The organism is Exiguobacterium sp. Leaf187 (genome assembly GCF_001423925.1).
Taxonomy (GTDB): Bacteria; Bacillota; Bacilli; order Exiguobacteriales; family Exiguobacteriaceae; genus Exiguobacterium_A; species Exiguobacterium_A indicum.
In genome coordinates this window covers 1,796,304-1,809,302 of the sequence record NZ_LMPR01000009.1, presented here as the reverse complement: position 1 = coordinate 1,809,302, position 12,999 = coordinate 1,796,304, and the positions used below count along the sequence as shown (strand labels likewise).

15 protein-coding genes are annotated in these 12,999 nt (G+C 49.2%); all 15 read left to right on the top strand.

Annotated features, from left to right (window positions below; translation table 11 throughout):
* Positions 1 to 69: 69 nt before the first annotated feature.
* Complete coding sequence (locus ASF99_RS13395; protein ID WP_055969298.1) at positions 70 to 1,098, top strand: ABC transporter permease; 1,029 nt, start codon at positions 70 to 72, stop codon at positions 1,096 to 1,098.
* Positions 1,095 to 1,736 (top strand): ABC transporter ATP-binding protein, encoded by a 642-nt coding sequence (locus ASF99_RS13390; protein ID WP_055969295.1) that lies wholly within the window; start codon positions 1,095 to 1,097, stop codon positions 1,734 to 1,736. The genes ASF99_RS13395 and ASF99_RS13390 overlap by 4 nt, the downstream gene beginning before the upstream one ends.
* Before the next feature lie 133 nt (positions 1,737 to 1,869).
* Positions 1,870 to 2,850, top strand: coding sequence for a hypothetical protein (locus tag ASF99_RS13385; RefSeq protein WP_055969291.1), 981 nt, complete (start codon positions 1,870 to 1,872; stop codon positions 2,848 to 2,850).
* Between the two features lie 72 nt (positions 2,851 to 2,922).
* Positions 2,923 to 3,552 carry a uracil phosphoribosyltransferase gene (upp, locus tag ASF99_RS13380; protein ID WP_023469504.1) on the top strand — a complete coding sequence of 210 codons (630 nt, stop codon included), beginning with the start codon at positions 2,923 to 2,925 and terminating at the stop codon, positions 3,550 to 3,552.
* A gap of 124 nt (positions 3,553 to 3,676) precedes the next feature.
* Positions 3,677 to 4,810: a non-hydrolyzing UDP-N-acetylglucosamine 2-epimerase gene (gene wecB, locus ASF99_RS13375; RefSeq protein ID WP_055969288.1), complete on the top strand. Its 1,134-nt coding sequence runs from the start codon at positions 3,677 to 3,679 to the stop codon at positions 4,808 to 4,810.
* Positions 4,811 to 5,587: 777 nt separating this feature from the next.
* On the top strand, positions 5,588 to 5,806 hold the full coding sequence (locus ASF99_RS13370) for an AtpZ/AtpI family protein (protein ID WP_023469502.1): 219 nt from the start codon (positions 5,588 to 5,590) through the stop codon (positions 5,804 to 5,806).
* Positions 5,803 to 6,189, top strand: coding sequence for an ATP synthase subunit I (locus tag ASF99_RS13365; protein ID WP_055969285.1), 387 nt, complete (start codon positions 5,803 to 5,805; stop codon positions 6,187 to 6,189). The genes ASF99_RS13370 and ASF99_RS13365 overlap by 4 nt, the downstream gene beginning before the upstream one ends.
* Before the next feature lie 8 nt (positions 6,190 to 6,197).
* Positions 6,198 to 6,941, top strand: coding sequence for a F0F1 ATP synthase subunit A (atpB, locus tag ASF99_RS13360; RefSeq protein WP_055969284.1), 744 nt, complete (start codon positions 6,198 to 6,200; stop codon positions 6,939 to 6,941).
* Positions 6,942 to 7,016: 75 nt separating this feature from the next.
* Positions 7,017 to 7,229, top strand: a complete 213-nt coding sequence (atpE, locus tag ASF99_RS13355; RefSeq protein ID WP_023469499.1) for a F0F1 ATP synthase subunit C — start codon at positions 7,017 to 7,019, stop codon at positions 7,227 to 7,229.
* A gap of 127 nt (positions 7,230 to 7,356) precedes the next feature.
* Entirely contained in the window at positions 7,357 to 7,890 is a 534-nt protein-coding gene (gene atpF / locus ASF99_RS13350; RefSeq protein ID WP_023469498.1) for a F0F1 ATP synthase subunit B, read from the top strand.
* The gene (locus tag ASF99_RS13345; RefSeq protein WP_023469497.1) at positions 7,890 to 8,423 is read left to right on the top strand and encodes a F0F1 ATP synthase subunit delta; all 534 of its coding nucleotides are present in this window, start codon (positions 7,890 to 7,892) and stop codon (positions 8,421 to 8,423) included. Before atpF ends, ASF99_RS13345 begins: the two co-directional genes overlap by 1 nt.
* A gap of 19 nt (positions 8,424 to 8,442) precedes the next feature.
* Positions 8,443 to 9,951 carry a F0F1 ATP synthase subunit alpha gene (gene atpA / locus ASF99_RS13340; protein ID WP_023469496.1) on the top strand — a complete coding sequence of 503 codons (1,509 nt, stop codon included), beginning with the start codon at positions 8,443 to 8,445 and terminating at the stop codon, positions 9,949 to 9,951.
* Positions 9,952 to 9,993: 42 nt separating this feature from the next.
* Entirely contained in the window at positions 9,994 to 10,845 is an 852-nt protein-coding gene (gene atpG, locus ASF99_RS13335; protein ID WP_023469495.1) for an ATP synthase F1 subunit gamma, read from the top strand.
* Between the two features lie 36 nt (positions 10,846 to 10,881).
* The gene (gene atpD / locus ASF99_RS13330) at positions 10,882 to 12,300 is read left to right on the top strand and encodes a F0F1 ATP synthase subunit beta (protein ID WP_023469494.1); all 1,419 of its coding nucleotides are present in this window, start codon (positions 10,882 to 10,884) and stop codon (positions 12,298 to 12,300) included.
* Positions 12,301 to 12,326: 26 nt separating this feature from the next.
* On the top strand, positions 12,327 to 12,740 hold the full coding sequence (locus tag ASF99_RS13325; RefSeq protein ID WP_029342737.1) for a F0F1 ATP synthase subunit epsilon: 414 nt from the start codon (positions 12,327 to 12,329) through the stop codon (positions 12,738 to 12,740).
* Positions 12,741 to 12,999 lie beyond the last annotated feature (259 nt).

Here is a 12,999-nt window from a genome sequence, read left to right as displayed (position 1 = left end):
CGTTCATGTTCCGTTCATATTGCAGTCGTATCATCAATCCTGTAGCGAACATACAGGAGGGATCATGCAATGAAACTAGGATGGAAAGAACTCGTCCGGATGAAAGGACGATTCAGTTGGATGACGATCGTGACGATGTTGATCGTTTTATTGATTTTAATGATCACCGGTCTTGCGGACGGGCTGGCCTACGACAATGGGGCTGCCGTCCGTAATCTGCCGGTCGAGCAGTTTGCACTGAGTAAAGATGCGGAAGGGCAGCTGACCCGTTCATTCTTACGGGCGGATGAGACACCGAAGGGCGCGGAAGCGCTCGGTGTCCAGAACATGGTGCTTGAGAAGAAGAATGGAACGAAGGATGATGTGACAGTCTTTGCGTTACCAGAGACTACGAATTATGGTCCAAAACAGTTGCAATCATTGCAAAAAGGTGAGGTGCTCGTCGATGCTGCATACGCGGAACAACGCGGAACCCGTGTCGGCGATACGATCACCGATTTTCGGACGAAAGAGACGTTCCGGATTGCCGGCACGGTCACGGACGGACGTTATAGTCACGCACCTGTCCTCTGGATGACGGATGAATCGTGGCAAGCATGGCAATCGAAGATGGGGGCATCATACGTCTCAGCGTACATCGGTCAGTCATTACAAACGGATCAAGCGGTCTTCTCAAAACAAGCAGTCGTTGAGAATGTGCCAGGCTATGCAGCGGAGCAAAACTCCTTCCAGATGATGCGGGTTGCACTCGTCGTCATCGGGGCATTGATTCTGACAGCTTTCTTCTATATCTTGACGATGCAGAAGATGAAACAACTTGGCGTCCTAAAAGCAATCGGCATCCGAACACGGACGATGGGTGCGAGTCTACTCGTACAAGTCATCCTCCTGACGAGCCTCGCCTTTGGTGTCAGTGTCGTTATCACCTATCTGACGAGCCGCTTCTTACCAGCGGATCTTCCCTTCCGATTTGAATGGTCGACGAGTCTGATGTACGGCGGCATTTTACTCGTAACAGCGATCCTCGGAGCGCTCGTTCCGTTACGAATGGTGAAAAAACTTGAGGCGGCAGACGCGATGGGAGGAATGAACGGATGATTCAGTTAGAACGGATTGAACAGAGTTATGGTGAGATGACCGTCTTGCACGATATCAACTTACAGGCAGAAGCAGGGGAACTGATTGCCCTTGTTGGACCAAGCGGGAGTGGGAAAAGTACACTCCTTCAGTTACTCGGTTTACTTCAGACACCAACAAAAGGTGCGGTCTATTTTGATGATACGTGCGTCAGTGAAGCGTCGGGCGAAGAACGTCGTCGCTTACGTCTTGAGGAAGTCGGGTTCATCTTTCAGGAGTCGCATCTCGTACCCTTTTTGACAGCCCAGGAGCAACTGGAACTCGTCGCAAAAGAAGCTGGACGAACAGTGGATACGGTCGCAGCACTCGCCATGTTCGGACTCGAACACCGCAAAGATCATTTGCCGCATGCGTTATCGGGCGGTGAGCGTCAACGCATCGCGATTGCCCGCGCCTTCGTCAATGATCCGCAACTCGTCTTAGCGGACGAGCCGACGGCAAGTCTCGATTATACGAATGGACGTCGGGTGATGGAGTTATTACAACAGCAAGCGCATGAGTCAAACAAGACGATTATCGTCATTACTCATGATGAACGGATGCTTGACGTCTGTGATCGCATCTGGCGGATCGAGGATGGAAAAATCCATACAGCATAAGACAACGAATGGATCGCTTTCGAGAGAATGGAAAGCGATTCTTTTTTTTATATTCAATCTTGTAAGAGGAGGCGATGTCATTCCAAAAATTTGCTATACTTTTTAAAAAAGGAAATGAAGGAGTTTACGCGTTATGAATATTATGAAGTTGACCCAAGCCGAGCTCGCGTCGACGACAGGAAGCCAGATGTTGAAATGGTTGGAGAAGAAGAGTACGACGAAATCAGAATACAAACGATTGTACGAAGATTTCAAGACGATCATCATCATGCAACAAGCAGGCTTTTATGAACAAGCGGATGCACGGCTTCTGCAATGGAAACATTTACCGATGCCGGTTGAATATTATACATATCGTCTTGCGATCGCCTCAAAGGCAGGCGGACGACGTCTTGCGAAGAAGCGATTCAAGGCGCTGCCGGAAGCGATTCAGAAACATGACAAATTAAAACAGTGGCGCCAAGCGGTGAATCAGAATCAATGGTGGATGGCGGCAACCGGAGTGGTAGCGGCCGGCCTCTTATTCGTAGGTATTCAAGCGTGGTCTCCTACTTCAGAAAATGCTGCACCGAAAGAAGAGACCGATCAAAAAATTGCGCAACAATTGGCTGCCTTACAAACGGAAGTCGAGCAGTTAAAAAAAGAAAACGAGAAATTGAATACCGATCAGAAGCGAAAGACGGAAGCGGAAGTAAAACAAGAAGAGTCGCCGGTTAAGGAAAAGAAAACGACGAAAACGAGTGGTCTGAAACCGGAAGCCGCATTAAAGGAAGCGGTTGCGGCTGTCCAAGCAAAGGATTATCAAAAAGCAAATGACCTGTTGAGTGCAGACGTCTTGAAAAATAAAGAGACGGCAGGGATGGCGCGTTTTTATAAGTTGATTGCCGCTGGTAAGTTAAAGAAGACGACACAGGCGGACTATATCGCGTACCGTGAGGATTTTCCGAAGTCGGGTTACATGAGTGATGTCCTCTGGATGCAAGCGGTCTATGAACAAAAATATAAAAAAGGTGATTATCGCGCGACCTTGCAAGAACTCGCACAACAGCCGGACAATGAATGGTCTTACGCGGCGAAAGCGATTCTTTCCGGCAAGAGCACGCTTGGGGACTGACGAAAAAACAGTTCCCAAGCAGTGCGCTTTTAGAGTACAATGCGAAAAGAGAATGGAGAGGAGATGCAAACAATGAGTAAAGTACATGTATTTGATCACCCATTGATTCAGCACAAGATGACGATCATGCGTAAGGTCGAAACAGGAACGAAACAATTCCGGGAACTTGTCGACGAGGTGGCTTCATTGATGGCATATGAAATCACACGTGACCTTCCACTCACAGATGTCGCGATCGAGACACCGGTCACGAAGACGACGCAGAAGATGATCGAAGGCAAGAAACTCGGGATCGTCCCGATTCTCCGCGCCGGTCTCGGGATGGTCGACGGCATGCTCCGCATGATGCCAAACGTCAAGGTCGGTCACATCGGTTTGTACCGTGATCCGGAGACACTCGAGCCAACGGAATACTACCTCAAGCTCCCAACAGACGTCGCAGAACGTGATTTCGTCGTCGTTGACCCGATGCTTGCGACAGGTGGTTCGGCGGCAGACGCCATCTCCTCCTTAAAGAAACAAGGGGCGAAGAGCATTAAGCTCGCATGTCTCTGTGCAGCACCTGAAGGCGTCAAACGCGTTCAAGAAGAACACCCGGACGTCGATATCTATCTCGCGGCACTCGACGAGAAGTTGAACGACCACGGCTACATCGTCCCAGGACTCGGTGACGCAGGAGACCGTCTCTTCGGAACGAAGTAAAAATAGTAAGATACACAAAAAGACCGCAGACGATGATCTGCGGTCTTTTCGTTGCTATTTCGTAAACTGCGCAAGACTGCTGAAATATGTTTTAATGAAAAAAGGAAAAAAGGAGGAAGTCACCATGCCGATTACAGTCATGCCGATTTTCGGGACTCGACCGGAAGCTATTAAAATGGCACCGCTCGTCAACGCCCTGAAGCAACACCCTGCTTTTGATGTTCATGTCACAATCACAGCCCAGCACCGCGAGATGCTCGATCAAGTACTTACCCTGTTCGAAATCGAACCGGATCACGATTTGAACATCATGAAGCAACGTCAAACTCTCGTTGACATTACGACGCGTGGTCTTGAAGGACTCGATGCGATCATGAAAGAGATCAAGCCGGACCTTGTCCTCGTCCATGGCGACACGACGACGACGTTCGTTGGGAGCCTTGCTGCCTATTACAACCAAATCGTGGTCGGTCACGTCGAGGCAGGGCTGCGCACGTATAATAAATACTCACCGTTCCCGGAAGAGGTCAATCGTCAGTTGACGTCGACGCTCGCAGACTTACATTTTGCTCCGACCGCACAAGCGGCAGCGAACCTTGCGTCCGAGAATCGTCATGCTGGCGTCTATATTACAGGGAACACAGCAATCGATGCCCTGCAAACGACGGTCCAAGCCGATTACGTCCATCCGATGCTTGAGACGGTCGGGGATCGGAAGTTGATCTTGATGACAGCGCACCGTCGTGAGAACCAAGGCGAGAAGATGCATCAGATGTTCCGCGCGATTCGTCGTCTCGTCGATGAATTCCCGGATACACACGTCGTTTATCCAGTTCACCTTAACCCAGTTGTTCAGGAAGCGGCGAAGACGGTCTTTGAGGGACATGATCGGATTTCGTTAATTGCTCCGCTCGACGTGTTCGACTTCCACAACTTCGCGAGTCGTGCTCACTTAATCTTGACGGACTCCGGTGGTGTTCAGGAAGAAGCGCCGTCACTCGGTGTTCCGGTTCTTGTCTTACGCGATACGACCGAGCGTCCGGAAGGAATTACTGCTGGGACGTTAAAGCTTGCCGGAACAGAAGAAGAGACGATTTATCAGATGGCAACCGAACTGTTGACGAATGACGCACTTTATAAAGAAATGGCACATGCCTCAAACCCATACGGTGATGGTCATGCGTCAGAACGGATCGTCCAAGCGATCCTGCATCACTTCGGTCAAGGGGAAGCGCCGGCACCGCTACTCACGCAATGAGAAACGACTAGTACTCTCCGAATCGCTTACATTCACTTGCTTTCCTCAGGCGAGACGCAAGCCGCGTCTCCATCGTCCTTGGACGAGGAGTCAGGTCTCACTTGTCTCTGACAGCACAAAGACTTGTGCTTTTTCCTGTAGGAGTCGCGTGAAATAAGCGATTCTTTTTGTTTTAGTACATCTATATCGACAAGAAATTTTAGTTTATAGGAATAATATCTTTAAATCTTACCATTTCCACTAAAATCAGCCCATTTGTTTAGAAAATGTAAAACCAGATGACCTTGAAACTGGAAGATAAACCATGACGATTCAGGCTGTGACACATCTCACGATTGAAAAATTGGTAATCGTTGAAATCTATTGTTACAAACAGATGTCAGAGCTGTTTTTGTGTCCCGATTCGGAAGCGTTTACAATTGTGAACAGAAAATGTTTTTTCACAAAATCGACACAAATCAATTTTAGAGGTCTTGTTTCGGTTGAGGTAGCACGATATAACGTTACTATTCAACGGTTTTGTTCACCATATGAACAATCTCTATAACCGTTGATAGTACTACATATTTTCTTCACATCTTCGTGAAATGAGTTGCACGGATGACATCTGTGAAAACCTTATCATTCGTTGATATGTATAGGTTTTTCGGCTCTGTTTTTATTGTGAATTCATTTGACTATGAAAGCTGCTTCATTGTATTCTTGACTAGTATGAAAATCCGCAAATTGTGGGAAAGAAAAAGAACTCGCAATTGGGAAAAAAGGGGGTCGTCTCTAGTGCGCCAAAGTGGGCTCGCGAAGAGTATGGTCATGGCCTCGCAAATTTCGACGGCACTGGCTGCACCGATCGTCATTGGCTTTTTGGTTGGGAACTATGGGGAACAACAACAATGGTGGGAAAAAATGGGTGCGACATTCGCCGTGTTCATCGGGATTTTCATCGGCATTCTTTGCATGATCGCCATGATCAGGCACTTGTTAGGGGAGAAGACATGAACATCATCCTTCAAGATGCGTTGTATCGTGCGTACTTACGATGGTTTGGACTCTTTTACGGAATCCTGGCTGTCCTGCTGCTCATCGGACGCCCGAGTGACCCAGTCATTTATGGACTAGCACTTGGTGGAACTGGCAGCTTTCTGATCTTGACGCTTCAACGATTAAGCGTCGATCGTATGTATCGTGTAATTGAGATCGGGCGCAAGCCAGTGTCTCGAGGGACCGTTTCACGCATGGCGGTCGCGGTACTTTGTGTGATGATCGGTTTGAAATATCAAACTGAATTGTCATTAACTGCGGTGGTAATAGGCCTTCTCGCCGGCCACGTCATACAATTTTGTGAGTTCTTGACTCACGAACTCAAGCGGGAAAAGAGGTGAATAGTCAAATGAACCACGAAATGCCACTTTACGAAATCCCACTCTGGGGTGACTTCGTTCTGTACGGTAGCTGGACGAACTTGATCACAGTATTGATTGCTGCTGCTCTCGTCTTCTTGATTGCCGTGGCCGGTACGCGACGTCTTGTGATGAAGCCAACCGGTGCTCAAAACGTGATGGAGATGTTCCTTGAATTCGTTCGCGGAATCATCAGCAGCACGATGGACTGGAAAACAGGGGGTCGCTTCCTTACGTTCGGAATGACATTATTCCTGTTCATCCTTGTGTCCAACATCATGGGTCTCCCATTCAACGTCGTGACGGGACACTACATTTGGTTCAACTCACCAACTGCAGATCCTTACGTGACACTGGCACTTTCATCTCTCGTAGTAGTCTTAAGTCATTACTACGGTGTGAAGATGCGAGGCTTCGGCGCTTATGCGAAAACATTCATGACGCCGATGTTTATCATTACCATCATCGAAGAGTTTGCAAACACGTTGACGCTCGGTCTTCGTCTTTACGGAAACATCTTCGCTGGTGAAATCATGATCGGAATCATTCTTTCGATCGGTATCGTCTCTGGTACGAACGATTTCCAATTCGCCGGACCACTAGGCGCGATCATCTCGGGTATCCCGATGTTGATCTGGCAAGGATTCTCACTTTTCATCGGTGGTATCCAAGCGTACATCTTCCTTATCCTGACGATGGTTTACATCGGACATAAGGCAGCGCACGACCATTAATTCGAAGGTAAAGCATCCGCTTTTCCGATAACAGCACGACAAATCAATGAACATACTCTAGGGAGGCAATTTATCATGAATCTTATTGCAACAGCGATCATCATCGGACTCGGCGCACTCGGCGCAGGTATCGGTAACGGTCTTATCGTAAACGGTACAGTATTAGGTCAAGCACGTCAGCCAGAACTCAAAAACGAACTTCGTCAAACAATGTTCATCGGTATCGGTCTTGTTGAGGCACTTCCAATCATCGGTGTAGCGGTCGGTTTCCTTCTTCTCAACTCTTAATCCACGATTAACGAGAACGGACTACATAGGGCGCTATTCGTTCAACGTTTGAGTGAACCGTCACGGGAGCTTAGGCTCCCTTATGTAGATATTGAAGTTGAACCAACCACGAGGGGAGTGTAATCGAATGAATCTAACGTATCTTGCGGCAGAGGCTGGCGGCGAAGGCAACCAACTCTTATTAGCCAACATGATCGTCACGATCGTCGTTTTCCTCTTGCTCCTCATCCTCTTGAAGAAATTCGCATGGGGCCCGCTCGTCAACATGATGAAAGCGCGGGAAGAGCATGTGGCTAGCGAGATCAACTCGGCTGAAAAGAGCCGTAAAGACGCTGAAGTCTACGTAGAACAACAACGCGAAGAATTAAACAAGGCGCGTACGGAAGCACGCGATCTTTTAGAAGCATCACGCCGTCAGGCAGAAGCAGAGCAAGCACGTGCGATGGAGCAGGCACGTCTTGAATCCGAAATGAGTAAGGAAGAAGCTCGCCGTGCGATCGAACGTGAACGCGCTGAAGCACAAGCTGCTTTGAAGAACGATGTCGCTCTTCAAGCAATCGCTGCAGCACGCCACGTCATGAAAACACAGCTTGCGACAGACGAAGCCGCTCAAAAAGCACTCGTCGATCAATTCCTTGCTGATACTAAGGGCACGAACTAATGCGTGATCACGTAGCGGGACGCTACGCAAAAGCGCTCTTCGATCTTGCGCTTGAGCACCATGTGCTCGAGCAAGCAGAAGCTGATGTGCGGACGCTCGGCGAAGTGCTCCACGCAACACCAGAGCTCGCTTCGGTTTTAGATAACCCATCGATTTCTGCTGAAGAGCTCAAGCAAGTTCTTCAAACAAGCTTCACGGGCTTCAACTCGATCGTCTTGAACACATTGCTTGTCATGGTCGAAAACGACCGGGCGGCAGAGATCGTTACATTACCGGAACACTTCATTGCATTGTTGAATGAACACCGCAATGTCGCGACGGCAATCGTCACGAGTGCATACAAATTGTCAGACGAGGAACTCACGAAAGTGAAAGAGACGTTTGGCCAAAAATCAGGTAAAACGCTTGAAGTCGAGAACGTCGTCGACACGAGTGTCATCGGAGGACTTCGCGTTCAAATCGGTTACACGACATATGACGGTACGATCGAAACTAAACTAACGCGCCTTGAGCGTGAGCTGTTAAAAGCGTAAGAAAATAGGGGTGAAACGCATGAGCATTAGAGCTGAAGAAATCAGCGCCCTGCTTAAAGCGCGTATCGCGCAGTACGGTTCTACGATGGAAGTGAACGAGACAGGTACGGTCATCCAAATCGGTGATGGTATCGCTCGTGCACACGGACTCGACAACGTCATGTCGGGAGAGCTCGTAGAATTCGCTAACGGCACAATGGGCTTGGCGCAAAACTTAGAAGAAGGCAACGTCGGTATCATCATCCTCGGTGACTACCTTGAAATCAAAGAAGGCGACTCTGTTCGCCGTACGGGCCGCATCATGGAAGTACCAACAGGAGACGCACTCCTCGGACGTGTCGTTAACCCACTCGGTATGCCAATCGATGGTCTTGGTCCAATCGAAACAGAACACTACAACCCGATCGAGCGTAAGGCGTCTGGCGTCATGGCGCGTAAATCGGTACACGAACCACTTCAGACAGGAATCAAGGCGATCGATGCCCTCGTTCCAATCGGTCGTGGACAGCGTGAGTTGATCATCGGTGACCGTCAGACGGGTAAAACGTCGATCGCCATCGATACGATCATCAACCAAAAAGAAGAAAACATGATCTGTATCTACGTCGCAATCGGACAAAAAGAATCAACAGTCCGTGGCGTCGTCGAAACGCTCCGTAAAAACGGTGCCCTCGATTACACGATCGTCGTTTCGGCAGCGGCTTCACAGCCAGCTCCACTTCTTTACCTCGCACCATTCGCAGGTGTCGCGATGGGTGAACACTTCATGGACCAAGGCAAACACGTTCTTGTCATCTATGATGATCTTTCAAAACAAGCAGCTGCTTACCGTGAGCTTTCACTTCTCTTGAAACGCCCACCAGGCCGCGAAGCTTACCCAGGGGATGTCTTCTACCTCCACTCACGCCTTCTTGAGCGTGCGGCGAAGTTGAACGACGAGCTTGGCGCAGGTAGCTTGACTGCCCTTCCGTTCATCGAAACACAAGCGTCGGATATCTCAGCTTATATCCCGACGAACGTTATCTCGATCACGGATGGTCAAATCTTCCTTCAATCGGATCTCTTCTTCTCAGGTGTCCGTCCCGCGATCAACCCGGGTCTCTCGGTATCGCGTGTAGGTGGTTCGGCTCAAGTAAAAGCGATGAAGAAGGTAGCGGGTACGCTCCGTCTTGACCTCGCATCTTACCGTGAGCTTGAAGCATTCGCTCAGTTCGGATCTGACCTTGATAAAGCGACTCAATCGAAGCTTAACCGTGGTGAGCGGACAGTTGAAGTCTTGAAACAAGACTTGAACCAACCACTTACTGTCGATAAGCAAGTCATCATCATCTATGCCTTGACTCGTGGTCACCTTGATGATGTTGCTGTAACGGATATTCGTCGTTTTGAAAAGGAACTCAACCTCTGGCTCGATCAAAACCGCAAACAACTTTGCGATGAGATCCGTAAGACAGGTAACCTTCCAGCAGACGAAGAGATCGTAGCAGCAATCTCAGAATTTAAGAAAACGTTCCAAGCGACGGTTTAATCCGGCGGAACGCTCTTGATACTAACAAGGTGGTGAATCGAAATGGCATCGTTGCGCGAGATACAAACGCGGATCAACTCGACGAAAAGTACGAAACAGATCACGAAAGCGATGAACATGGTTTCGGCGTCGAAACTGAACCGCGCTCAAGCACATAGCGCGAAGTTCCAACCTTACATGCTGAAAATGCAAGAGGTACTCGGAACCATTGCGAATGGCACGACAGGTGCGAGCCATCCGATGCTCGAGAAACGTCCCGTCAAAAAGACGGGCTATATCGTCATCACATCGGATCGCGGCTTAGCTGGTGCATATAACGCCAACGTGCTGCGTGAAGTCTACCGGGAAATCAAAGAAAAGCATACTGCGGACAGTTACGTTCTCTTCGTGGTCGGTAAAGTCGGTGTCCAGTTCTTCCGTTCACGCGGAATCACGGTCACGGATGCGATCACAGGCTTGAACGATTCTCCTTCGTATGTCGACGTCGCTGAGATCGTGAAGCGCACAGTGAGTGCGTTCACGATCGGCGAAATCGACGAGCTCAAGCTGTGCTACAACCACTTCTTATCTGTCATCAGCCAAGAAGTGAAAGTCGAAACTCTTCTCCCACTCGGAGAAATCGAAGCTTCGTCTTCGACGACTTATGAGTACGAGCCAAGCGAGGAACAAATCCTTGCTGAACTCCTCCCGCGTTATGCGGAGAGCTTGATCTTCGGTGCGCTTCTTGACGCGAAAGTAGCAGAACATGCGTCACGTATGACAGCAATGCAAAGTGCGACAGATAACGCAGATGACTTGATCGGTCGATTGACTCTCGTCTACAACCGAGCTCGACAAGCTGCGATCACGCAAGAAATCACAGAGATCGTCAGTGGGGCTGCTGCGCAGCAGTAATCCCGACTGGCGTAACGATAGGTAGGAGGAAACACGATGAACGAACTCGGTTTAAAAGGCCGCGTCGTCGCGGTCATGGGACCTGTCATCGACGTTAAGTTCGAAGGACACTTACCGAACATCTACAACGCGCTTCGTATTCAATATACGCCGCAAACTGTAGAAGAAGTGGCTATCGACTTGACGCTTGAGGTCGCCCTGCACCTTGGTGACGACGTCGTCCGTACCATTGCGATGGACTCTACGGATGGAGTACGCCGTGGAATGGAAGTACTCGATACGAATGCTCCAATCTCGGTACCCGTCGGAGAAGCGACACTTGGTCGCGTCTTCAACGTACTCGGTAACCCAATTGATGAAAAAGAAATCGCTGCTGACGTGGAACGTCTTCCGATCCACAAAAAAGCACCGACTTTCGATAACCTTTCAACGAAAGTTGAAATCCTCGAGACTGGAATTAAAGTCGTCGACTTGCTCGCTCCTTACATCAAGGGTGGTAAGATCGGTCTCTTCGGTGGTGCCGGTGTAGGTAAGACCGTCCTCATCCAGGAATTGATCAACAACATCGCGCAAGAGCACAGCGGTATCTCAGTATTCGCAGGTGTTGGTGAGCGGACGCGTGAAGGAAATGACTTGTTCCACGAGATGACGGATTCAGGCGTTATCAAACAAACAGCGATGGTCTTCGGTCAGATGAACGAACCACCGGGTGCACGTCTTCGTGTTGCCTTGACTGGTTTGACAATGGCAGAATACTTCCGTGATGAGCAAGGACAAGACGTTCTTCTCTTCGTTGATAACATCTTCCGTTACACACAAGCGGGTTCTGAGGTATCGGCCCTTCTCGGTCGTATGCCATCTGCCGTTGGTTACCAGCCAACACTCGCAACAGAGATGGGTATGCTCCAAGAGCGAATCACATCAACAAACAAAGGTTCGGTTACATCGATCCAAGCGGTTTATGTACCAGCCGATGACTATACTGACCCGGCTCCTGCGACGACGTTTGCTCACTTAGATGCAACGACGAACCTTGAGCGCCGTCTCTCTGAGATGGGGATCTATCCTGCCGTGGATCCACTTGCTTCAACATCACGCGCCCTTTCACCGGAAATCGTCGGCGAAGAGCACTACGGTGTTGCACGTCAAGTTCAGGAAACACTTCAGCGTTATAAAGAACTTCAAGATATCATCGCGATCCTCGGTATGGACGAGTTGTCAGAAGACGACAAATTGACTGTACACCGTGCGCGTCGTATCCAATTCTTCTTGTCGCAGAACTTCCACGTAGCTGAGCAGTTCACAGGACAAAAAGGATCGTACGTCCCAGTTAAGGACACGATCCGCGGCTTCAAAGAAATCCTCGAAGGTAAACACGATGACTTAACGGAAGAAGCATTCCGTCTCGTCGGTCCGATCGAAGATGCGATTGAAAAAGCGAAGGCGCTTGTCTAAGTGACAAAGCATAAGGGGGACTTGAGATGAACACACTTCATGTCAATATCGTCACCCCGGATGGCGAAGTGTATGATGGCGATGTCCGTATGGTCGTTGCGAAGACGATTTCTGGTGAGATCGGGGTTCTCCCGCACCACGTCCCACTCGTGACACCACTCGACATCAGCATCTTGAAGTTGCGCCACGAAGATGGCGGACGCACGTTGATCGCTATCAGCGGTGGCTTTATGGAAGTGCGCCAGGATACTGTAACGGTTCTTGCGGAAACTGCGGAGCAAGCAGACAAGGTCGACTACGACCGTGCTGCAGCTGCGAAGGTTCGTGCAGAACGTCGTCTCCAGGACACGAAATTATCAGAACTCGAATTCAAGCGTGCTGAACTTTCACTGAAACGAGCAGTTAACCGTCTCAGCTTGAAAGACTACGGTCGCGATTGATGTCGATCAAAGACTCGATTCCTTCATGGAATCGGGTCTTTTTTGTACGACGCATCAATGAATGAGTGCGAAGAAGCGTTTTCTGAGCGAGGCGCTTGGAATCAGGTTTAGGAAGCGAAAAATATGTAAAAGAACACTATATGCCTTGTTTTCACGATTTCTTCAACAGAAAGCTCATGATTTTCCTCATTTGCTCTTCAATAAATATATTTTATGCGATAAAATAAATGCAGCTTGTGTCATTTTGTTTGCGCAATCA